The sequence below is a fragment of the Parabacteroides gordonii MS-1 = DSM 23371 genome, from assembly GCF_000969825.1.
GTDB classification, from domain to species: Bacteria; Bacteroidota; Bacteroidia; order Bacteroidales; family Tannerellaceae; genus Parabacteroides; species Parabacteroides gordonii.
In genome coordinates, this window is sequence record NZ_KQ033920.1 from 550,293 (window position 1) to 573,498 (window position 23,206).

The following is a 23,206-nucleotide window of genomic DNA, read 5'->3' on the forward strand; positions in this document are numbered from 1 at the left end:
TTTAAGGTTTATATATTGTTTGGTAACCTCACATTATCTACTTTTGCCCGGGATAATGTGAGGTTATTTATCAATGGCAAATAGAAAAAGTAAAACGAAGTCGAAATCGAAGTCGCGAAAGAAGAAAAAACAGGTATCATCGTTTGTTCTGGCAATCAAACGAATATTTGTGATTGTATCTGTAGTGCTCGCTTGCCTGATTGGCGTCTTATTCATCTACGATTATCTGTACCCTGTTACCGGAAAGCAACCGGTAGCAAAGGAACAACAGAAGAAGCCTGTAACAAAAGAGCAGAAGAAACCGGCCACTCAGCCGGAACAAAAGAAAAAAGAAGAACCTTCCCCTATAAAGCCTTCCCGTTCTAAGACAAAAACCTTCAAGGTACCTGCGAATGCAGAGATACCGAAGCTGCAAGCCAAACGGCCTGAGCAGGTAATTCGTCACGAAGGATATACCGTATCATACAATTCTGATTACAAAATAGCAAACTGGGTTGCCTATGAACTGACTCCCGAAGAAGCAAAAAGTAAAAAGACGGAACGTTCCAACAAGTTCGTTCCTGACCCGATGGTAAAAGGAGCTACTGCTACCAACGAAGATTATACCCGTACCGGTTATGACCGTGGACATCTGGCTCCTGCGGGTGATATGAAATGGTCGGCTAAAGCGATGCGCGAATCGTTTTACCTGAGTAATATTTGTCCGCAGAAACCGGCATTGAACCGGGGAATCTGGAAGGATCTGGAAGAACAGAGCCGGATGTGGGCGAATGATTACGGAGCTTTACTGATTGCTACCGGCCCTGTTATGACAGACGATATGAAACGGATGGGAAAGAACAGGATAGGAGTGCCCGAAGCATTCTACAAAGTTATTTGTTATGTCTCGGGAGATAAGTATAAGGCAATCGGATTTATTTTTGAGAACAGGGATTATAAGAATACTAGTTTGAAATCAATGGCAATCCCTGTGGATAGTGTGGAAAAAGTAACGGGAATAGACTTTTTCCCGGCAGTTCCTGGTGAGCAGGAAAAAGTAATGGAAGCAAGAATAGACTGGGACAGTTGGTCTTTTTAAGAATGTACAAGCAAATGATATCCCTCAGATAAAAAGGTAGGCGGTATCCAAACAATTATAAAAAAGTGAATGTTATAATGCTGTGACTTAACGCATAGTATTATATGACTTTGTATTAGCATATAATTAACAAATAACTAAATAAGTAAATGCAAGTTATCATGAATGGTAAATTAATTCCCGTTTTTGTATTGGCAGCATTGATGTCTTGTAGTCAACCGCCGGTAAAAGAGCAAGGGCCTCGTCCGGTAAAGTTGACTGAGGTTACATCTTTAAATGTGGTGGAAAAGTCGTTCAGTGGTGTAGTATCTCCTGACCAGTTCAGCGATCTGGCGTTTAAGATGTCAGGGCCATTGATCTCCCTGAACGTGGAAGAAGGACAGAAGGTTCGTACCGGGCAAGTGGTGGCAGAAATGGATCCGCAGGACTTTAAATGGGATTTTGAAGCGAAGAAAGCTTCTTTTCAAACAGCACAGGCTCAGTTGCAGCGTGCTGAAAGACTATTGGCGAAGCAAGCCATCTCCCAACAGGAATATGAAACGACAAAAGCCTCTTATTCCAATGCTCAGGCAGCATTTGAGAACTCTCAGAATACATTGGAACAAACCAAGCTTCGTGCTCCTTTCGATGGCTTTATCCAGAAGAAGTATGTAGAGAACTATCAGAAAGTACAGATGGGGCAAGGTATCGTTTGTCTGATCAACCCGAATAAACTGCAGGTTCAGTTTACAATGCCGGAAACCAATATCACCTATTTCTCGACTCCTTATTCGATCTATGTGGAGTTCGATAATTATAAGGGTGTCCGTTTCAAGGCAAAAGTAAAAGAATATGTCGAAGCCTCTCCTGACGGCTCCGGTGTACCTGTATTCCTTTATATCGATGATCCTGCATTCGATCTTAATAAGTATAAAGTGGCAGTCGGTTTCTCCTGCCGTGTTGTTCTCAACATCGAAAGTCAGAGCTTCAACGAAGGAGCCGTGTTAATACCTCTGTCTGCTATTGTTGCCGATGAACCTAATAGCAACAATAAGTTTGTATTTGTATATAACCCTCAGACACAAAAGGTAGAACGCCGTAAGATTACCGAAAAAGAATTGGTCGGTAAAGATGGCGTTGTCATTACAGAAGGTTTGAAAGCCGGCGAACAGATTGTTACAGCCGGAGTAACCCGCCTGGTAGACGGACAACAAGTAAAAGTATTAACAGATTAAGAAGATAAACGATGAATATTCCAAAATATTCCTTAGAGAATAGTAAGATTATATACTTCTTCCTGGCTGTGATGCTGATAGGCGGTATATACTCTTTCTTCAAATTGCCGAAGAAGGAGGATGCCCCCTTTGTAATCAAGCAGGCTGTGCTGGTTACACAATATCCGGGTGCGACTCCTTTTGAAGTGGAGAAACTGATTACCGAACCGATCGAAAGAGAGATACAGTCTATGTCGGATGTGTTCCAGATCAAGTCGGAGTCTTATTTCGGGATGTCGAAGATATCGATTGAATTGCAGCCGACACTTGATCCCGATTATATGCCTGTCAAATGGGACGAACTTCGTCGTAAAGTAGCCAATATAGAACCCCGCCTTCCGAGTGGAGCCTCATCTATATCAGTCAGTGATGACTTCGGTGATGTATTCGGTATCTATTATGCCTTGACAGCCGATGATGGATTTACCTACGACGAACTGCGCGATTGGTCGCAGAAGATTAAAACGGAACTGTCACCCGTGCCTGGTGTTCAGAAGGTTTACCTGTTCGGTGAACAGACACAGGTGATTAACGTCAGGATATCCGTTCCTAAACTGGCAAACCTGGGAATCGATCCTAACTCGATCCAACAGGTACTGCAAACCCAAAACCTTCTGGTCAATACAGGGGATGTTAATACCGGCAGTTACCAGTTGCGTATACGGGCTGAAGGGACATATAAAAACATTCAGGACATTCGCGATCAGTTGATTGTCACCAAGAGTGGAGGAGAAGTCCGCCTGGGTGATATCGCTATCGTTGAACGTGGTTACATGGATCCCCCTTCCAATCTGATGCGTGTAGATGGCAAACGTGCTATCGGTATCGGTGTGGCTACCGGGGCGAATGACGACGTGGTTGCCGTAGGTAATGATGTAGCCAGTCATCTGACAGAAATGGAGCAGCTTTTCCCTATCGGTATGGAACTGAAAACAATTTACCCGGAAAATAAGATTGCCGATGAAGCGAACAACGGTTTTATCCTGAACCTGCTCGAGTCTTTACTGATCGTTATTGTGGTTATCTTCCTTGTGATGGGATCGCGTGCCGGTATGCTGGTCGGTAGTTCATTGCTTTTCTCGGTAGGAGGAACGTTATTGCTAATGCTTATCTGGGGTGTCGGACTGAACCGAACTTCACTGGCTGCCTTTATCATCGCGATGGGTATGTTGGTGGATAATGCCATTGTGGTGACGGATAATGCACAGGTCGGTATTAAGCGTGGACTCTCCCGTTATCAGGCATTGATAGACGGAGCAACCAAGCCGCAATGGGCGTTACTGGGAGCAACCTTTATCGCTGTCTGCTCTTTCCTACCGATGTATCTGGCTCCTGCTTCAGTGGCAGAGATCGTTAAACCGTTGTTTATCGTATTGGCCGTATCGTTGGGATTGAGCTGGGTACTGGCATTGACCCAGACAACTACTTTCGGTAACTTTATCCTGAAAGAAGCCAAGCCGGGTGAATCTAAAGATCCTTATGACACGAAACTGTACCATAAGTTCGAGAAAGTATTGGCCCGCCTGATCAAACGCAGATGGGTAACTATCACTTCTGTTGTTGCCACATTATTCCTTTCCCTCTTTATTATGGGGATCATGCCGCAGAGTTTCTTCCCGATCATGAATAAGCCGTATTTCCGTGCCGACCTGATCTTCCCGGAAGGTTACAGTATCTACGACGTGGAAAAGAATGTGAAAGAGATTGAGGAATATCTGAGTAACAATAAGAATATCAAATCATACTCATTTACACTGGGAGGTTCTCCGGTTCGTTACTATCTGGCTAGTTCGTCCGTAGGCCCGAAACCTAACTTCGCCAATGTGCTGATCGAAACCCAAAAGGCGGAAGATGCACAGGTGGAAGAAGGAAAGTTCTACGATTATATGGTGGCCAACTATCCGAACATCCTGACCCGTTCCGCTTTGTTCGCCTTGTCTCCCGTGCCCGATGCCGCTATCGAGATCGGTTTTATCGGTGATAACGTGGATACATTGGTTGCATTGACAGAGAAGGTAAAAGAGATTGCCCGCAATTACGACCAGGTAATGGAAGTGCGTGACAGCTGGGGAAATAAAGTTCCTGTATGGAAACCTTTATACTCGCAGGAAAAAGGCTTGCGCCTGGGTATTACCCGTCAACAGGTGGCTTACTCGTTGCGTTCGGCTACGAACGGTGTTCCGTTGGGCGAATACCGCGAAGGCGATGTCTTTATGCCGATCCTGATGAAAGACGCTGATCGTGACTCTATGAATCTGAACGATATCAAGACCTTGCCGGTTTATAGTGCCAAAGGACGTTCTGTTAAAGTAGAGCAGGTGATCGACGACTTCTCGCTCGATTATGAATATAATGTGGTGAAGCGCTTTAACCGTCAGCCTTATATGATGATGCAATGCGAGCCGAAGCGTGGTGCTAATACAATGGCCGCTTTCAGTCATCTTTGGACGGAAGCTCAAAAACAAATACAGGTTCCCGAAGGTTATAAGATGACTTATTTCGGGGAACAAAACGAACAGGACAAAGGTAATAAGGCAATCGCCGCCAATATCCCGTTGATGTTCGGTCTGATCTATATAACCCTGCTGTTCCTTTTCCCGAAATATTACCGGAAACCGGTTCTGATCATGGCAATGCTTCCATTGATCTTTATCGGTGTGGTATTGGGATTGCTGGTATTCGGAAAGTCGCTCGACTTCTTTGCCATGCTGGGTCTGTTGGGACTGATCGGTATGAATATCAAGAATGCCATTGTGCTTGTCGATGAGATCGGCCTGCAAATGGATAGCGGTCTGGCTCCTGTCAATGCCGTAATAGAGGCAACCAAGACACGTATCGTGCCTGTAACGATGGCTTCGGGTACAACGATCCTGGGTATGCTTCCTCTGTTGGGAGACGCCATGTTTGCCGGTATGGCAGCTACGATCATGGGAGGTTTGTTTGTTTCAACCATCCTGACCATCTTCGTGCTTCCGGTTACCTATTGTATATTCTTTAAGATTAAATCGGAATAAGTAATATGAAAAGTAAACTGATAATAGGTTGTATGCTGTTGGGTGCTATATCTGCGAATGCGCAGGTACAGCCCATCACGGCAGCCGAATATAAAGAAAAAGTGCTTGAATACAGCCGTCAGATCAAGCAAAGTTCCGAAGAACGTATCGCCATGCAACATGCTATCAAGGCGGCTAAGACTGCATTCTTCCCGGCTGTGGATTTCTCCGGTAGCTACCAGTACCGTCTTAATAAGTACGAATTGGGCATGGGTGAAGGCATACCCGGTATCGAAATGGATCATAATACCTATAGTCTCGGTGCCACAGTAAGCCAGCCTATCTATGCCGGCGGACAAATTTATAACAACTATAAGGCGGCTGAGATACAAGGCCAGATTGCCACCGAGGCTGAAGAGCTGACGACCGATAACATCGTCTATGCGGCCGATATGAACTATTGGTCTGTTGCCGCCCGCAAAGGTATGTACGGTGTTATGACACAGTATGTCGATATCGTACAGGAGTTGGCGAATGTGCTGACCCTTCGTTTTCAGGACGGACAGATCAGTAAAACGGATCTGTTGCAGGTTCAGGCTCGCTTGAAAGAAGCCGAGCTGAATAAAAGTTCTGCCTATAAGGATTATCAAATCGCTTTGCAGAACCTGAATGTCCTGATGGGTGTTCCGCCGATGGAACCGATCACGATCACGGATTCTATTACAATGGTCTTGCCGTTGCCTATGAAAGTCGGTGAATCGGCAGCCCTGGAAAACCGTCCGGATTACCTGATCTCCAAGCTGAATATCGAGTATCAGAAAAGACAGATCAACCTTTCGAAAGCCAAATATAATCCGACGTTGTCGGTTGGTTTTCAGGGAGCATGGGGAACTTCTATGCTGAATGTAAAAGGTTCTGATAACTTATGGACGCCGGCAGTCTTTGCTTCCCTGAAAATTCCATTGTTCCGTTGGGGAGCACGTTTCAAGGAAGTGAACTCGCAAAAAGCGATCCTGCGCAGCAAAGAGTATGCAATGGACAACACCCGCGACCAGATCAGCCAGGAAGTAGCTAATGCATGGACTAGCCTGACCGAGAATACAAAGCAGATCGATGTCGCTGAAGAAGCTTGTAAAATAGCGGAAGAGAACCTCGACCTGAATACATTCAGTTACAACGAAGGTAAACTTCCTATCGTCGATGTGCTCTCTGCCCAGTTGTCGTGGATACAGTCTTACAGCAGCCTGATCCAGACCTGGTATCAGCAGAAGGCTTCCCTGGCTCAATATAACAAGGCTATCGGCATTCGCCGGATGCAGTAGTCTGAAGTATTGAAATATAGTCATGTCGAAAACGGTTACCGGATAACAAGATCCGGTAGCCGTTTTTTTATTGCCGGCTTCCTGCTTGTTTGTAGTATGAAAACAGTTGTTTTATAATCCAAAGACTACTTGTCTCTAATCCAAAAGTACCTATCTATTCTATTTTTGACCTAGGTAGTAAACCTTTTCGACCTAGGTAATAAAGGTTTTCTACCTTGGTGCTAAACGTTTTTGACCTAGGTCAAAAATATAGGAAGAAGGTATCTTTATAGTAGGATACTATTACCTGAGTATTAGAAAGCTATAGTATTTCATTTAAAAGTCATAGGGAAAGAATCGCATAAAAGAGCAGGGGTAACGAATTAGTTTCTTATTAGTTTTATCTTTGTATCCGTTTAAATAAAGAATAACATGGAAATTATAAGATTGACGGCTACGGATCATCCGTTGTATAATGCTTTCAGAGACATATACGATATAAGTTTTCCGATCTACGAACAACGGACTGTGGCACTGCAGCAGGATGCATTTTCAGACAGCCGCTATCATCTGGATTGTTATACAGATACGGTGAATGATATTGTTCAGGGCTTTATCGCTTACTGGAGATTTGAGAGTTATACGTACGTAGAGCATTTTGCCATCCATCCCAATGAACGGGGGAAAGGCTTGGGAGGGATGATCCTTAGAAAGCTGATAGAGCAGGAGAGCGGACGTGTGTTGTTGGAAATAGATCCGGTTAAGGATGATATATCCGCTGCCCGTCTACGTTTCTACCGGTCTTATGGATTTATAGAAAATCCATTTCCCCATATTCATCCTGCTTACCGGAGTGAATATCCCGATCATTCATTGGTTGTCCTGTCTACGGGCGGTGAGATGACCGGCATTGAATACGATATGTTTGCTTCTGACCTGAATACGATAGTAATGAAAAAGGGAATGCAATAAATGCATTCCCTCTTACTTTATAGTTGCTGCTTAGCGTCGTTTTTTATTCTTTATTCAATGCTTTCAGTGAGAACAGGAAGGTCGAACCTTTGCCTTCTTCCGATTCAAACCATAATTTACCGTCATGCAACTCCACAAAATCTTTACAGAGCATCAAGCCCAATCCCGACCCTTTTTCATTACTTGTTCCGTAAGAGGTGAAATGCGTATTGGCTTTCAACAGTTTTTCCTGGTCTTCTTTCTTGATCCCTTTACCGGAGTCTTTCACGCTGACAATAACGTTGTTACCTTCTATACTGGTAGAAACGTCAATTGTTCCTCCTTCAAAACTGAACTTGATTGCATTTGAAATAAGATTCCTGATAACTGTCTTTATCATATCTATATCGACAGAACCGACTAGTTCTTTCTCTACATCTAACAACCGGATACTAATACCTTTCTGGGCAGCCATCGGGATATACATTTCGGCTGTACTGGAAACCAGACTGTTGATGTCGGCATCTTGTTTATATATATTTTGTTTCTTCAGACGGTTCTTTGCCCATTTCAATAAGTTATCGAGTAGAAGGAAAATCTCTTCAGATGTCTTATTCATCATCTGTAACATCTCGAATACTTCGGGGCTGACCTGACTTTTATCTACCATCATAAGGATAGCATTATTCATCATCTTCAGAGAGCCGAGTGGAGAACGAAGATCGTGTGCAATAACAGAGTAAAGCGTATCACGTGATTCGATTGTATTTTCCAGTTCCTGTTTTATGCGTTTAATACTAAATAGTTCATAACGATGGGCAACACGTTTGACCAGTTCTTCTCTTTGGAAGGGTTTTGTAACGTATTCGGTAGCTCCTAGCTGGTATCCTTTTACTATACTCTGCATATCACTAAGTGCAGACATGATGATTACAGGAATATCATTGGTGTCAGGGGCGCTTTTGAGGTGTTGTAATACCTCGTATCCGTCCATTTCCGGCATCATGATATCTAGCAGTATGAGATTGGGATGCTTGTCATGAGCGATGCGAAGAGCTTTGGCTCCGCTGTCACAGATTAATAGTGTGTATCCTTCCTTTTTTAATATAGCCTGTACTAACATGACGTTGGTTGGAACATCGTCAACGATCAATACTGTATATTCTGATGCTAAATTATCCATATTAATTTTACACTTTTCTTGATATTCAATCACTATCAGTACACAAATGTATTAATAATGTTTGAATTTACAGATGTTTTCCTTGTAGCAATTTAGAAATATTTTTCTTATTACGTTCTCTTAGCTTTTTCCCAGGCTCCATTCCCCTTATTTCCAGCTAAATAGAAAAATCCTCTTATGACATTTATATTCATAAAAGAAAAATAATAAGGTATGAAAAGTAGCTTGTTTCGTATATTTTTCTGTTCCATTGAATAACCTGTATAGGCCATTACATAAAATATGACTTGTAAAAGTAACAAAAATATATATGTAAACTCACCCGTACATGTTAATATTATATTTAATGGGATCAGCAGGAATAAAACGATGGGTGTAATAGTCCATCGTAAGACCCGGTGGCTTACGAACTGAAAACTTAAGGTACCATACCGGAAGATATTGAACAGGCTACGCAGACGCCATACGGATTGCAAACCACCTGCTGCGATACGTACTTTTCGCTTTTCCTCTTCTTTCATATTCAGGGAGGCAGTCTCTGTGGCATAAGCCTCTTTACAATAAGCAATTTTATATCCTTTCTGTGCAATACGGAGTGAGAGGATGAAATCATCGAGAAGCGTATCCGACGGCATTTGTTCAAATAATTCAGTCCGTACGGCAAACAGTTCTCCGGCAGCACCTACGGCTGAATATAGCCGGTAGTCTAATGCTTTCAGTGTCGATTCATATTTCCAGTAGATCCCTTCCCCGGCGGTTGCTCCTTGTGCGGTTATTGTTTCCACTCTTTTTTCTCCGGCAACACATCCGACTTTAGGATCGGAGAACTGGCGGACGATCTCTGTGATAGCATCCGTATTCAGCATCGTATTGGCATCGGTGAAAACTACATAAGGAGTGGTTACATACTGTATACCCCGATTTAATGCAGCTGTCTTTCCTCTGCGTTCCGGTTGAAACAGGACGGTTACATCTTCATATTTTTTCAGATATTCATTGGTGCGGTCGTTCGAACCATCGGTAACCCATACTATTTTTAGTTTATCGGCAGGATAGGAAAGAGCATGGCAATTCACCATCTTACTTGCAACGATATCTTCTTCATTATATGCCGCAATAAAGAGGGTGACCTCGGGGAAGGGATCGGGTAAGGCTTTTTTGACCGGCTTGATGAAGAGTTCTTTTATTTTTACTAATACATATAATAATATACCGTATCCCAGATAAGTATAGAAAACAATGAAGATACCTATCCAGAATAACCATTCTGTAATTGTATAAATTTCGTTTTGCATGGTGGTCTGTCAGTATTTACTTGTTAATAATAAAAGCGATTCCGTCTATTCCTCCTTTTATTAAGGGAGTGATCAGGTTAAATTTCCGGTGGCACAGATAAGTCAGAAAGCGTTTGGGCAAAGCTATGACTATCTGATAAAGATAGGAGCATCTTCTTTCAAAAGAGTTGGACAGTGTCCTTTGCGCAAATATCAAACGGTTGCGGGTATGGTAATATACCTGCAACGGGCTTTGTAATCCGACACTGGCACTTTCTTTATGTCCGACAACCGCCTGAGGTTCATACCAGATACTGAATCCGGCTTTTTGCATGAAAGAGCACCAATCCAGTTCTTCATAATACAAAAAATAATGTTCTGCCATAAGTCCGTATTTTTGAATATCGGCTGTTCTGATCATCATGGCAGCTCCGTTGGCAAAAGCTGTTTCCTGTGGAGTGTCGAATCTTCCGTCATCTTCCTGCAGATATCCTGTGAACTCGTTACGGAGAGTTATATAACTCATCTTTGTAGCTCCGGCATATTGCAGTTTATTGTTTTGTGGCCAGAATGTTGTTTTAGGAGAAACGCAACCGATCTTTTCATCACTGTTCAGTCGGTTTACTAATATCTCAAGTATCGGATGGGTGATGATCGTATCGTTATTCAGGAAAAACAGGAAATTACCGGTTGCCTGTTTGACTCCAATGTTATTTCCACCTGCAAATCCAAGGTTCTTGTCGCTTCGTATGACTTTTACATCCGGATATTTTTCTTTCAGCAAAGTATAATCATTCAGGCTGGCCGAACCGTTATCCACAACTATCAGTTCGTATGGATAATTTTCGTGTTGCTTCAATGAGTCAATCATTTCACATGTATCTGCAACGCCGTTATAGTTGACGGTTATTATGGAGACCTTGTCATTCATGATTATTGTCCTTGGTTATGTGGTGGGGAGTATTGTTAAATCTCATGTCTTTCTTTTTAACACGATAGATTGAAGCCGTATAGCTGCGTAACAAGGCAATCATCATCGATGGTAACTGGATTATACTGGCAAAAAAGTCACATGTGTACATCCTTTTGGGTATAGCTAGCAGGTAGGTCATTATTTTTATGAGTAGTAAACAATACCATTTAATAGCTACCGGAAATGCGACAAAAGACCAGAAAAGTATCATCAGGAATATTAACAGGAATCTCACCGGTCTGGGGAAAGGAACCCATTGAATAATCTTATCTATATAGGTAAGATTTATTTTCTGCAGACTAAAATCTTTGGTTATCAAAGAGAACGCAAGGATTTGGGCATGAAACCATCTTGATCTTTGTCTGATTAATATATCTTGCCGGGCTGTTTTCTCGTCATAGACATATATATCGTCGCTATAATCGACAAATATATTATCTCTAGCCAAAATAGCTTCCAGTTCTTTGTCTTCAGCAAAAGTTTTACATTCGTGCATATGCTGTTTCAGCCATTCAAAGTCGAAAACCATTCCGGATCCGATCAATGCCGATGATAACCCTACATTCACCCGTCCTTTTCTGAATATGGTATTATTTATCTCTTCCGAAATGCCATCCCATACGGCAACGGACGTATTTTCATTTTTCCGTGTTCTGTGGGCTTGCAATACTTTAACGGTTTGTGTCGCTTGATTTGTGCGAGTCAGGAAGTCTGTGTCGGTAATGTTGTCAGCGTCCATAATAATAACCCGGTCAAATCCTTCCAGATGATCCAGCGCATAAGATATGGATTTATGTTTCATACTATCCTGAAAGTCTGGAATGAAAAGAGTTATTGGCAGTTGAGCTAAAGCAAGGTTAGTTGCCTCTTCCATATGATCGGAGACTACTACTACCTGGAATTTATCCAATGGATAATCCTGCTTCAGGAAATTTTCAACGGATTCTTTTATTACCCGGTCTTCTTTATAGGCTGCAAAGATTACTGCAAATGTCTGTGTCTTAACATGATCTACCTTTTCTTTTTTTCTTTTGAACAGAGAGGCCAAAGTAAAAAAAAGATTGTATCCTGTAAATAGTACAGTGATAACAAACAGTAGAATATCAATTTTTAAAATAAGATTCATTTCCTTTTTTTTACAAAAATAGAGATAAATATTGGGAAACTTTGATTTTCAATAAGTTTTTATTGTGTCTGAAACAAAAAACTTTTGGCCAAAAGGTATCTTGTATTATATATGCAAGCCTTCGGTGAGTAAGATACTTTGCAGAAGGCTCGCTATGAATAACTTATGTCCGTGCAATGTTTTATTTACTATTATTATATTCAGCCAGAGAGATTGGTTTGTGAACGAATATCCTCCTTTTTATCATTGTTTTTATCAAATGCATAATGACCTTTATTGATATTGCAACATCTTGTTGTTTAGAACGAGTTGGAAAAATTTTATGTTGCATCTCTTCAGTCCATGTTTTTTCGAAAAAGGATCTGTAATATTCGTCTTGCGGATTGACAAGTACATCAATTGTATCACTCCATTCATATCTGACAGTATTGACCTGATGGTAGGACAAATAAAATGTTCTTAAGGCCAGACTTTGATAGGGAAGAAAATTGAGAAAAGTTCTCCCGTAGTCAGGATATATCCTCGGCAATTTTTCTTTTTCGAATAGTACGAGTTTTCCATCTATTTCCAAACAAACCCATTTGTGAGCTAATTTAGGAAACAAGGACTCCCCAACCAGACTGGGAAGTTCCAGGTATCCTTTTGATGCAACACGCTGTAACTCTTTTATAAATCCAATAGGATCATCAGTGTGTTCAAGTACCTGATTACATATAATGTAATCAAATTCTTTATTCTGGAATGGCATGCTGGCGCCATCCGCATTTATAAATTTCTGGTGGGGGAATATCTTTACCTCTCCACTTCTGTGATAGTTCGTGCTGATGTATTTCTCAACAATTACATTCGCCCGATAACTGGGATTATGCCCGCTACCTACTTCTAATACATAATCACTCTTTTTAATTTTTAGATCATAACGATCTATTGGTGTACGATGTCCCATAGCTTTTATTTTTTAGTTATTTATTCTTCTATTGCTTTTATTACCTTATTCATTTGTGCTTCCCATGAAAGTGAAAGGATAGAGTTTCTTATTTCCAGAGGAACAGGATTTAGTTTTTTGTAGAACTCTATTATTTTATTTACTTCAATAGGACTTTCGTTTGCCGGGACTTTTAAGATGTAAGGCTTGTCCTCAAAGTCACTGTCTTGTTCCGAATAGATGAAAGATAAGCCGCGAGCAGCATATTCCCGGTTCTTAAGTGTTTTTATATTGGTTATACCGCTACGATGGCGGGCCAGACTACCAATGGCCATATCTGATTGTTCAAAAAGCTGATCTAATTCTTCACCATGTTTTGCCCCATGTAGAATTATATAAGGCTCCAGATGATTTGTTTCAATCAGTGGTAAAATATCGCTTTTCTCTCTTTCTCCAAAAAAATTACCGACTAGGTGGAAAAACACTTTGTAGTCGGGGTCTTTCTTATAATAATTAACCAGGCCTTGTACAAGACGGTCGAATCCATGCCAGTAGTGTATTTCTGCGACTCCAATCAAATGGAGTTCATGAGAAATGTCATTTGTTTTTTGTTTCAATTTTATTTTGCTAAAATCGACTCCATTGGATATCTGGATTGTGGGAGTACCAAAAATACTTTTATAATCAGAGAATGTAACAATCCGACATAATTGTTTGGCTAAACTATTCCTGAAATACTTATCCAGAAATCGTTGTAGTTTCCTTCCGGAAGAGGGCTTCTCATTATCATAGGGATAAGTCGGAATTTCCATAACAACACGGATGTCCGCTTTACGCATTTTTTTTACCATTTTGATCGTAAACGGGTTGGCATTATGATCTGAACGGATATATACGAAACGAATATCTTCATTAATAGCATAATCTGCGATTGAATTGAACTCAATCCGTTTTAGTAGTTTTCCTTTTATTCCCCGTCCATAATCACATAAAATGGCATTATCGATCATCCTGTATTTGTTTCCATCGGACTCGCTCAGATAACAGGTTCGTACATCTAAACCACAGGCCTTTAATGCATCTACCTGATAATGTATTTTTTTACTGATACCATTTGTTTCACTGAAACCATGATATACGAGGAATAAGGCTTTCATCTTTTAATTTTAGATTTAATCAAATTGATAATATCATATTCTCCTTTTATTTGTATGTATGCCACATAGACTATTGCGAATATGCAGCCTTTTAATAATAGACTGATATATATAGGACATTTGTCCGGCACATAATAGATAGGTAATATGCAAACAATTAATATTCCAGTAAGCAAGATGGGAGAGACGAACTGTTTCCAGAATGTCTGAAGGCCTTGTTTAAAGGTGATTTTGTACATCCAGATATAACATTGTATAAAGTTTATTGTAAATGTGAGGGATATGCACCATGCAACAGCTTCTAATGTCTTGAAAAAAAATATTCCGGTTAATATTCCTATGATATTAAGTAGAGTAGAGAATACTCCGCAAATAAATAAACTTTTAGTATCATTTGCTGCTTGAAAAATGGATCCAGAGGTAGAAAGGATTACCTGTATACCAACCGATATAGATAGTATTTGAAAGACAGGAACAGAAGGCATCCATTGTTCACCAAAGATAATTAGGATTATTTCCCGAGAGCAGAACCATAATAATACAGATAAGGGGAATCCGATAAAAGCCAGGAAACGAACTATTTTATTATATGAAGCTGAAAGCCTGGACAAATCGTTTTGAAAGTCCGCGAATATAGGATGCATAACCGGAGATATAACATGTGTGATATTCTGAAGAGGCAACATCATAAGACGGTATGATTTTTCATAATATCCTAATGAAACCATATTCATATATTTTCCTATCAGCAATTTATCTAAATTCCGACTGAAATAATTGATCACATTGAACATAAACTGATACGTAGAGAAGCTAAGAATTTTTTTCATGGATTGAATTCCCCATGTACTGGATAACTTCTGTGGTTTTTTCTGGAAAGATATGAGAAATAGTAATATACTGGACAATATGGGATTAATGATTAATGCATATAGTCCGGCTCCCATAAAAGCGGCAGTTATGGCTAAACTTCCTCCGGCAATCTGAATTGTTAAACTACGATATGCTATGAATTTAAATTCTTTTCCTTTGAATAACAATGCATTTGGTACGATGTTGGCAGAGGCGAAGAATAGGTTCAGTGACAGTAGTTGACAGATGCTTAATAACGTATCACTTTGGTAAAAATGGGAGATTGGCCATGAGCATAAGAAAAAAATCATAGAGATGCCAATACCCAACCAAAGGGTAAAGGAAAAGATATTGCTGAGATCATTTTCGGATAATTCTTTATTTTGTATGATTGCCGGTGCTATTCCAAGATCGCTGAATATACCAAAAAAAGAAATAATAACTGTTGCAATTGCTACTACACCAAAATCTTCCGGCTCGATGAGACGAGCTAGTATCCCGGCTATTACTAAGGAGATTATTATTCCTGAATATTTAGCTATTGCAGTATAAAAAACACCGGATAGAAGTTCTTTCTTTGTAGAAGACATGTTATCTATTTTTTTAAGAATGATTTAAACAGTAAAATAAGAATGTTTTTTCCGGAGACATACCTTTTGTAGTCTTTGATACAGCGTCTTGCTATGTATAAGCGATCTTTCAATGGCATTTTGTAAGATAACCATACGGCTGCATTCAACATTTTAGACAAATGTTTATCAACTATATACCGTGTTTCTGTATGTTCAGAGGCATAAGTAAATAATCTATCCGTAATGATAAAATAACTATCTATGTTTTTTAAAGAGAATTTACGTGTCATAATGGAGTCACTGCGAAGTCTTCTCTTAAAAAAATCTTTGTGTATACACATCACTCGATTTGACTGTAAATATAATAGAGTACTGAATAACTGATCTTCATGGATAATACCGGGAAGAAAAAGAAGATTTATATCTTTCAGAAACTTAGTATTTATAAAATTTAAGCAAGCAGACGGAGTATATTTACTGTTTTCAATTAAGAGCGTAAATAATTGTATGCCATCATACAATATATCAGGATTAGTACAATCTTTACGTTGATAATTAATGTTGATATCGAAATCTGCCTCCTTGTTAAGAATATCGGCATCGAAAAAAATAAAGTCTAAAGCATTTTTCTCACATTTGAGAAAACATGACTCCAAAGCGTCAGGTTCAAGATAGTCATCGCTATCCATGAAATATAGATATTTCCCTTTAGCTAAATAAATTCCTTGATTACGAGTAGCTGACAAACCTTTATTTTCTCTGCTATAGACCTGTATTCGGTCATCTTCATTTGCTAATTTTCGGATTATGGATAAAGAGTTATCTGTAGAACCATCATTTATAATAATGATTTCTATATCCTGTAGGGTTTGATTCATGATAGACCTGACGGCCTCTTCCACGAACTCTTCAGTGTTATATACTGGTATTATAATGCTAACCATAGAGTTTGACATTGGGTTCGTGTTATATTTTGATCCATTGTTGTATACTTGGATCATATTTTTTTATGATTTTTGCAGGATTTCCCACAGCAACACAGAAATCCGGTATGTCTTTGGTTACAACACTTCCGGCACCGATTTGACACCTTTTTCCAATATGCACTCCGGCTACAACGACTGAGTTTGCTCCTATATGCGAATCATTATCAATCACAACTTCTTTTTTTACAAGAGGCTGTTCATTGGAGTCGCAAGTACCGTCTTCATATCCGTGGTTAAAACCTGAGATGAATACATGTTGTCCCAAGCCAACTTTATCCCCTAGCTTTGCCGGACCGATAACTACAGATCCTATGCCTATTCTGGCATTATTTCCAATAATAACATCTCCTGCACCATTATTTATGGTAGTAAAGTCTTCTACTAAAGAATCTGTACCAACAACAAATTGATTCCAGGGAAACACATCTATTCTTGACCGGTTTCTTCTGATAACAGCCCCTTTTCCTTTTTTATGCAAAAAAGGATTCACAAACCATTTAACCCAAAGTCTGGGCCTCGGATTTTTAGGAGATGATATTAAAAACAAAATGAAATGTTTTAGTGTCTCATTTTGTTTTATTTTTTGTTTAAGACTACTATTCATAATTTTATCCTATATATTCCGATAGATTTTTAATAAAGATAAAGCTGTACTCTTCCAGGAGAATTTATTTACTCGTTGTAATCCGTAATCGACTTGTCCGACATAATATTGATGATCATTCTCTAATAAGAGTAATTTATTTGCAATATCTTCTTCATTGAATGGATCTGCCAGTATTCCTTTTTCACCTGCAATTTCCGGCATGGCAGAAGTATTTCCCGCAATTACAGGTGTGCCGCAAGCCATTGCTTCAAGCATAGGGATACCAAAACTTTCCCGGAGTGATGTATATAGAAAAGCATATGCTCCATTATATAAATAAGCCAAATCCTTGTTGGGAATGTATCCCGGATAGGAGAGATAAGGTTTGATATCTTCTATTCCTTGTTCTTTAAGTATAATATCTAGCTTGTCTTCTTTTAAGTCGGCAATCAGTAGAGGACGTTTTTTCTCTGACTTCTTTAAGTAGATACTATAAGCCTTTAATGTGCGTGGCACATTTTTTTTAGGATCAGTATTTCCTAAAAAGAAAAGATACTCTTGGCCTGCTATATATTTTTCTGTAACAGATGCTACATCAGGTATTGGATGGAAATGCTGATTATAGCCATTGTATATTGCCGTTATCTGATTCTCACAAAGATGTAATGCCTTTTTAATACGGTTACATTCAAAATTGGAGACTGTGATGATCTTTTTGCATTGAGGTAGAATGCGCGGAACAACCCAGCGACGATAATACCATCCCATATTTTGATACCATGATTTATTTCCACTTTGCCGTGGTTCTAAAAATATAATATCATGTAGCGTCAGTACCAAGGGTACCGGGCAATAAATAGGGGCTGTGTTACTTGTACAATGTAGTAAATCAGCTTTTATCTTTGCTACAGCACGAGGTAAAGCAATCTGTTCCCAAAGTGGATATGTTGGACAGTTGACTTCTATGATATGCATATTTGGAGTCTCCTCTAGACAGTGATCATCTCCCGGACTTACAAAAATATAATACTCATTCTCTTTATCTATTTTTTGTAATTCCCGTATGCTTTCTAAGGCAACAAAGTCCATTCCATGTTTATTAGAACGGAATATGCGTTGAGCTTCAATGGCTATTTTCATGTTTTGCAGAGTGTTTAGTATGGATAAATTTTTTACTTCCTCCTCTTAACCGGAAAAGGTTTAGAAACATAAGAAAAAACAGAATTGGCAAGCTGATGATTGCCCTCTTAAATTGCCTATCAACCAGATAATCGGGAACTGCTAAACTGAAGGTTATACCAATGAAAAGTAATAACCCCCACCATTTAATTGATAGAAATATATTTATTACAGTTAAAAAACAAGCGATAAGGATAACGAATCCCAGCAACAAAACACGAGGGGGCATCATCCATTGGAATAGCTTATCACAATAATCCCATTTCCCGCTCAACATCGCTCCGGGTAATTGGGATATCCCCGAAAACAAATTACTGAATTGAGTCGCTAACCAACGGCGTCGTTGGTTGTAAAATTCTTTTTTACCTCTTACTTTTTCATCATAGGTATAGACATCTTCCAGATATTCAATATATATATTTTGTAAAAGTAATTTACGTTCCATGTGTTTGTCTTCACCTATTTCATCAATTCCCTGGATTATTTTTTTGAATAGATCATATTCAAAAGCCATCCCTGATCCGCTTAAACCGGAGGAAAATCCAAGCCGTGTATGCCCTTTTCTAAAAATAGAGTTATTAATTTCTTCACTGACAGCATCTAGCACAGCCGTATTTGTATCCCGGTTTTTAGCAACTCTATGTGTTTGTATTGCCAGGCACCCGGAATAGAAGGCATCGTTTATTTTCTCCAGGAAATGAGGATTTACTACATTATCCGCATCGAGTACAACCGCCATATCATAAGATAATTTTTTATCTTCTATGTATTCGATCGCTTTTTGTAATGCATATATCTTAGTACTCATCGGATCAGATATTTGAGTCACCATTGCTGTTATTCCCTTCAATCTGGCGATTGTATCTTCTCGCATTTGATCGGATATCACAATCACATCATATAACTCCCTGGGATAATCCTGTTTGAAAAATGATTGTACAGAATCTATAATCACATCATCTTCCATATAGGCAGGGAACAATATGGCGTACCTGTGTTTTTTATTTGTTTGAGGATAAGAATAAACAGCCTTTTTTTAGAATAGGCTGCGAAAATGAATAGATATAAGACTGCTATAAGGAAAAGTAAAAACAAAACAGCATCTATAAGCAGAAATAAATACTCCTGTTTATCTATCCAGTTATTCTTTAAGTTAAATAATAGTTCTATCATGTTTTATTATCAACTAGTCGGTTTATGAATAATTTTTGATTTTATCGCTGAGTTCTTTATCAAAGTATTTACCATTCAAAATGAAACTCATTCCCATGAATGCTATAACCATCGTGGGGAATTGTCCCCAAAATGAATTCCCATATGCACTTAAAAACATACCAAATATAGCACATAGCCATCCCGTTAATATTCCTTTTAGCTCGGGATCATGTATATTAAACATTAAAATCCATGTTCCGCGAGCTATAGTAATAAAAACCATACCCATATATAATATTAAACCAATGATTCCTGTTTCAACCCATATCTTGACATACCAAGAATCAGTAGGGATGGATGTTGTAAAACGTCTGGATACTTTTACTCCCAAACCATCACCGGATAATCCTAATCCTTCTCCGAAAGGTTTGTATTTTAAATATTCCTTTAATTTTTTCTGGTTCTCTTTACGGACAATATATGAAGCATCTTCACTTGGTGTAAAAGCTGTTCTCATTCTTCTGATAGTCGCATTACTTTGACCGATCATTGTAAAAGCGAAGAACACGTAAATCAGAACCAAAGAAGCTGTTCCTATTAAAATAGACCGAGTCTGTTTGCTTACTACGGTATAAAGTGCTAATCCGGCCAATGGTACAATTATTGCACCTCGAGTACCGGAAAGCATCATTGTATACAAAGAAGCAACAGCTACGCTTGCATAATAAATCCTGAATGCTTTATTTTTCATATACAAAGAAGTTATACCCCAAATAATACCAGCACCTCCCATATTGGATCCCATGTTACTCGCATCTGTGAAAAATGAGAAATAACGTATACCGGAATGAATTATATGGGTCGTTGCACCTCCATTGTTGAGCCATCGGGTTTCATAGGTATCAAAACCAAAAAATTTTTGCATAAAGGTTTTTAATATGGCCAATACTGTGAATAATGAAAATGTAAATAAAAGAGCTTTCAATGTTTTGTATCTGGTACATAATAGTGATGTAAGAATTGTTATAATTAGCCCGTTAATGATTAACCCTCTGGATAAAATCCACCCTTCAAATACAGCACTTGGATTCATCACTTCCAAAATGCAATAGAAGGCCCATACTGCTGATAATGCACTTAAAATGTGAAAGCATCTTTTCCATTCGATACTATGATAGAGTGCACTATGCACAAAAATAAGTACAAGGGTAAGTACATATAAAATATCCATGATTATACTTATTCCTTCTATAGGCACATAACGGGTAATCCCCAAAATGAAATAATTGATAGTAAAGATTATGAATAACATTAATTGAGGATATCTTAAGATTAGAATTCCTGCAATACATATTAGTGGAAATACTGTAATTACTGCAAAAAGTGCCATATTCATGGATAATAAAGCCATGAGAATGCCAACCAGTCCTATCAATATAATAAGATAGAGAAGCTTTATTGAACGAGTTTCAACAGGTATGTAATTACTATTATTCATGCTTATCTCTTTATAGCAGAATTTCTTGCTGTTAATCCCATATATATAATACGATTGGAGAATGAACGTATAGAAGTTTCCGGAGGTAATTGGCCTGTAAAATCTTCTACAGCTTCACGACTTGCATTATTTAAATAAAGGAATAACGGCTTGTCTTGAGCCATGTCCATTAGATATTTCACAAATTCTTCATCACTATTCTTCCATACTCTACGGGCATTAGCTATTAAAAGATTTACATCAGCCTTATTTAATAGACAAATCGGCAGACTATTATCTTTAATAGAAGGATATTCCAGCAGGAGAATATCCATTTGATCATAGTCTTCTATGTAGGAACTTATTTCTCCTGAAGATAGATATGCCGCATCAATTGGAAAATCTATTCCCGCTACCAGATATTTGACATTGAATCCGATTTCTTTCCAATATTCTAATAAATATTGACAAACAAAACTTTTCCCTTCTTTTTTTTCTATGCTTAGTATATTAATATGAAATGTTTTTCCTTTTTTCATGTGTTGAACAAGTCGATTACATGTGTAGGCAGCAGATATTCTGTTACAAGCTTTTATAAATCCTCTGTATTTTAATTGCTGGTTACCTGTGAAAGCTCCTAAAACATTCATTTTAGTTAGCCTGCGGGCACGTTCTGCATCCCGTAGGGTTCTGTCTAATAACTCTACGATTAAATTCAGACCGATAATGAATATTATACTGCCGGCAAACGCAGCTATGATTAACAACATTCGTTTGCTTTTATCGCTGAAAAGAGGGAATGTCGGTTCTGATATTGTGTTCAATGTTGCAGTAGTTAATTGCAAATTCTTTTGTTTCATTTTTGCCATATTCAGGGCATGTAATACCTGCAAATAAGCTTCTTCTGTCACATGTATTTCACGCTCTTGCCTGTTTATCTGGGTTCCTACAGGAGAATATGTTTTATATTGTTCTGTGAATTCTTTTTTCCTTTGGTCTAATATCTTCAATTCAGCTTTTGCTTTTATATTGATAATGGTTTGTGCCAACCACTCATTGACTAATCCATCGATAGAAATACCTTCCTTACTTTCTTTATAATTATTGATTTGTTCTGTCAGTGTTGCTACTTTTTTTTCTGCATTTTTTAAATCATCTTTGTATTTCAATAATTCCAGATCGTCATTTTGAGTATCTTCCGTTGTAAATATTTCTATTTCCGTTATTTTCCCATTTATTTTGGATATTTCTTCTAAAGCTTTGATAAACTCGTCATTAGCTTGTACTAACTTGACACGAACTCGCATATATTGTTCAAGGCCTTCAAGTAATTGTGAAGAACTATTGATTCTACGAATTACTTCTTCATAGCGATTCTCAAAATCTGAAAATGAACCGGCGATAGCTTTTGTTTGTTCCTGATAATTTATTACGCTATTCTTGATATTGTAATCCGTAAGCTCATTTTCGAGATTATTTAATTGACTGCGTAATCTCTTTTGTTCATCTTCGTAATATTTTACGATGTCGTCAGCTGTTTTATATTTTAGTTGATTATAAGAAATACGTAATTCTTCACTAAGGAGTTTCACTGTTGTTAATGTAATACCCGGGTCTGTAGATGTATAGGCAATATCAATCAGATCGCTATTACCCAGGCGTTTTACAATGATTTGGGATAATGCACCATAACTATAATAAGGGGTAAATCCGTTAAATAACTTATACAAGAAATTATGCGTATCACTTTGCTTATATTTCTCAAGGTTACTTATCGTTCTCTCAAAAGAATCTTTGTCAATTAAATTCAGGACTTCTTTGGGAACAAAGCTAACCAGGTTCTGATAGTTTTTGGCAGTTATATATTTATTATCTACACTGGGATCTCCATTAATAAGATTCAGTACTAATAATTTCATTGATACGGTTTCTAAAGTACCTTTTGATTTGGTGAGGTTTACCAAATTGTCGAAAGTATTGTTTACACTCATCCAATCCGGTTTACTTTCACTTTCTAATCCGGTATTAGATGTAATGCCGGTATAGATAGACGTATTCACGGTATATTTTTTTTGCATGAACTGTGTGAAGTATGCAACCAATGCCGTGACAACTAACGCACCCAGTATTAGCTGATAGCGAATGCGATGTAGAAAACGGGATATATAGAGTGTGATATCCATAG

17 protein-coding genes and 1 pseudogene are annotated in these 23,206 nt (G+C 38.6%); 5 read left to right on the forward strand and 13 right to left on the reverse strand.

All coding sequences use genetic code 11. The annotated features are described in order from the left end of the window. The first annotated feature begins 73 nt into the window (after nt 1–73). From HMPREF1536_RS19285 to HMPREF1536_RS19305, 5 genes are all read left to right on the forward strand, one after another. Entirely contained in the window at nt 74–1,078 is a 1,005-nt protein-coding gene (locus tag HMPREF1536_RS19285) for a DNA/RNA non-specific endonuclease (RefSeq protein WP_028729515.1), read from the forward strand. 161 nt (nt 1,079–1,239) lie between these two features. Continuing rightward, a complete protein-coding gene (locus tag HMPREF1536_RS19290) occupies nt 1,240–2,292 on the forward strand; it encodes an efflux RND transporter periplasmic adaptor subunit (protein ID WP_028729514.1) in 1,053 nt (350 codons plus the stop codon). Between the two features lie 11 nt (nt 2,293–2,303). After that, entirely contained in the window at nt 2,304–5,345 is a 3,042-nt protein-coding gene (locus HMPREF1536_RS19295; RefSeq protein ID WP_028729513.1) for an efflux RND transporter permease subunit, read from the forward strand. 5 nt (nt 5,346–5,350) lie between these two features. Then, a complete protein-coding gene (locus tag HMPREF1536_RS19300; RefSeq protein ID WP_028729512.1) occupies nt 5,351–6,646 on the forward strand; it encodes a TolC family protein in 1,296 nt (431 codons plus the stop codon). 411 nt (nt 6,647–7,057) lie between these two features. Then, entirely contained in the window at nt 7,058–7,597 is a 540-nt protein-coding gene (locus HMPREF1536_RS19305; protein WP_028729511.1) for a GNAT family N-acetyltransferase, read from the forward strand. Between the two features lie 43 nt (nt 7,598–7,640). On the opposite strand, the gene HMPREF1536_RS19310 is transcribed toward HMPREF1536_RS19305, so the two are convergent. From HMPREF1536_RS19310 to HMPREF1536_RS19370, 13 genes and pseudogenes are all read right to left on the reverse strand, one after another. Beyond that, the gene (locus HMPREF1536_RS19310) at nt 7,641–8,759 is read right to left on the reverse strand and encodes a hybrid sensor histidine kinase/response regulator (RefSeq protein ID WP_028729510.1); all 1,119 of its coding nucleotides are present in this window, start codon (nt 8,757–8,759) and stop codon (nt 7,641–7,643) included. Nucleotides 8,760–8,869: 110 nt separating this feature from the next. After that, entirely contained in the window at nt 8,870–10,054 is a 1,185-nt protein-coding gene (locus tag HMPREF1536_RS19315; RefSeq protein ID WP_028729509.1) for a glycosyltransferase family 2 protein, read from the reverse strand. Between the two features lie 16 nt (nt 10,055–10,070). Beyond that, complete coding sequence (locus HMPREF1536_RS19320) at nt 10,071–10,964, reverse strand: glycosyltransferase family 2 protein (RefSeq protein WP_028729508.1); 894 nt, start codon at nt 10,962–10,964, stop codon at nt 10,071–10,073. After that, entirely contained in the window at nt 10,957–12,132 is a 1,176-nt protein-coding gene (locus HMPREF1536_RS19325; protein WP_028729507.1) for a glycosyltransferase family 2 protein, read from the reverse strand. Before HMPREF1536_RS19325 ends, HMPREF1536_RS19320 begins: the two co-directional genes overlap by 8 nt. Before the next feature lie 181 nt (nt 12,133–12,313). Beyond that, complete coding sequence (locus tag HMPREF1536_RS19330) at nt 12,314–13,078, reverse strand: class I SAM-dependent methyltransferase (RefSeq protein WP_028729506.1); 765 nt, start codon at nt 13,076–13,078, stop codon at nt 12,314–12,316. 20 nt (nt 13,079–13,098) lie between these two features. Beyond that, nucleotides 13,099–14,214 carry a glycosyltransferase family protein gene (locus tag HMPREF1536_RS19335; RefSeq protein ID WP_028729505.1) on the reverse strand — a complete coding sequence of 372 codons (1,116 nt, stop codon included), beginning with the start codon at nt 14,212–14,214 and terminating at the stop codon, nt 13,099–13,101. Further along, nucleotides 14,211–15,656, reverse strand: coding sequence for a lipopolysaccharide biosynthesis protein (locus HMPREF1536_RS19340; protein ID WP_028729504.1), 1,446 nt, complete (start codon nt 15,654–15,656; stop codon nt 14,211–14,213). The genes HMPREF1536_RS19335 and HMPREF1536_RS19340 overlap by 4 nt, the downstream gene beginning before the upstream one ends. Nucleotides 15,657–15,661: 5 nt before the next feature. Next, a complete protein-coding gene (locus HMPREF1536_RS19345) occupies nt 15,662–16,594 on the reverse strand; it encodes a glycosyltransferase family 2 protein (protein WP_028729503.1) in 933 nt (310 codons plus the stop codon). A gap of 10 nt (nt 16,595–16,604) precedes the next feature. After that, entirely contained in the window at nt 16,605–17,228 is a 624-nt protein-coding gene (locus tag HMPREF1536_RS19350; protein WP_028729502.1) for an acyltransferase, read from the reverse strand. 9 nt (nt 17,229–17,237) lie between these two features. Next, nucleotides 17,238–18,350: a glycosyltransferase family 4 protein gene (locus HMPREF1536_RS19355; protein WP_028729501.1), complete on the reverse strand. Its 1,113-nt coding sequence runs from the start codon at nt 18,348–18,350 to the stop codon at nt 17,238–17,240. Continuing rightward, nucleotides 18,334–19,562, reverse strand: a pseudogene (locus HMPREF1536_RS19360) (glycosyltransferase). Before HMPREF1536_RS19360 ends, HMPREF1536_RS19355 begins: the two are co-directional and overlap by 17 nt. Before the next feature lie 22 nt (nt 19,563–19,584). Next, on the reverse strand, nt 19,585–21,042 hold the full coding sequence (locus tag HMPREF1536_RS19365) for an O-antigen ligase family protein (protein WP_028729500.1): 1,458 nt from the start codon (nt 21,040–21,042) through the stop codon (nt 19,585–19,587). Nucleotides 21,043–21,044: 2 nt separating this feature from the next. Then, complete coding sequence (locus tag HMPREF1536_RS19370; protein ID WP_028729499.1) at nt 21,045–23,204, reverse strand: GumC family protein; 2,160 nt, start codon at nt 23,202–23,204, stop codon at nt 21,045–21,047. Nucleotides 23,205–23,206: the final 2 nt, after the last annotated feature.

Excerpts from the sequence above, each read along its gene's own strand:
- HMPREF1536_RS19285 (WP_028729515.1), top strand. The coding sequence starts at position 74 with ATGGCAAATAGAAAAAGTAAAACGAAGTCGAAATCGAAGTCGCGAAAG.
- HMPREF1536_RS19290 (WP_028729514.1), top strand. The coding sequence starts at position 1,240 with ATGAATGGTAAATTAATTCCCGTTTTTGTATTGGCAGCATTGATGTCT.
- HMPREF1536_RS19295 (WP_028729513.1), top strand. The coding sequence starts at position 2,304 with ATGAATATTCCAAAATATTCCTTAGAGAATAGTAAGATTATATACTTC.
- HMPREF1536_RS19300 (WP_028729512.1), top strand. The coding sequence starts at position 5,351 with ATGAAAAGTAAACTGATAATAGGTTGTATGCTGTTGGGTGCTATATCT.
- HMPREF1536_RS19305 (WP_028729511.1), top strand. The coding sequence starts at position 7,058 with ATGGAAATTATAAGATTGACGGCTACGGATCATCCGTTGTATAATGCT.
- HMPREF1536_RS19310 (WP_028729510.1), bottom strand. The coding sequence starts at position 8,759 with ATGGATAATTTAGCATCAGAATATACAGTATTGATCGTTGACGATGTT.
- HMPREF1536_RS19315 (WP_028729509.1), bottom strand. The coding sequence starts at position 10,054 with ATGCAAAACGAAATTTATACAATTACAGAATGGTTATTCTGGATAGGT.
- HMPREF1536_RS19320 (WP_028729508.1), bottom strand. The coding sequence starts at position 10,964 with ATGAATGACAAGGTCTCCATAATAACCGTCAACTATAACGGCGTTGCA.
- HMPREF1536_RS19325 (WP_028729507.1), bottom strand. The coding sequence starts at position 12,132 with ATGAATCTTATTTTAAAAATTGATATTCTACTGTTTGTTATCACTGTA.
- HMPREF1536_RS19330 (WP_028729506.1), bottom strand. The coding sequence starts at position 13,078 with ATGGGACATCGTACACCAATAGATCGTTATGATCTAAAAATTAAAAAG.
- HMPREF1536_RS19335 (WP_028729505.1), bottom strand. The coding sequence starts at position 14,214 with ATGAAAGCCTTATTCCTCGTATATCATGGTTTCAGTGAAACAAATGGT.
- HMPREF1536_RS19340 (WP_028729504.1), bottom strand. The coding sequence starts at position 15,656 with ATGTCTTCTACAAAGAAAGAACTTCTATCCGGTGTTTTTTATACTGCA.
- HMPREF1536_RS19345 (WP_028729503.1), bottom strand. The coding sequence starts at position 16,594 with ATGTCAAACTCTATGGTTAGCATTATAATACCAGTATATAACACTGAA.
- HMPREF1536_RS19350 (WP_028729502.1), bottom strand. The coding sequence starts at position 17,228 with ATGAATAGTAGTCTTAAACAAAAAATAAAACAAAATGAGACACTAAAA.
- HMPREF1536_RS19355 (WP_028729501.1), bottom strand. The coding sequence starts at position 18,350 with ATGAAAATAGCCATTGAAGCTCAACGCATATTCCGTTCTAATAAACAT.
- HMPREF1536_RS19365 (WP_028729500.1), bottom strand. The coding sequence starts at position 21,042 with ATGAATAATAGTAATTACATACCTGTTGAAACTCGTTCAATAAAGCTT.
- HMPREF1536_RS19370 (WP_028729499.1), bottom strand. The coding sequence starts at position 23,204 with ATGGATATCACACTCTATATATCCCGTTTTCTACATCGCATTCGCTAT.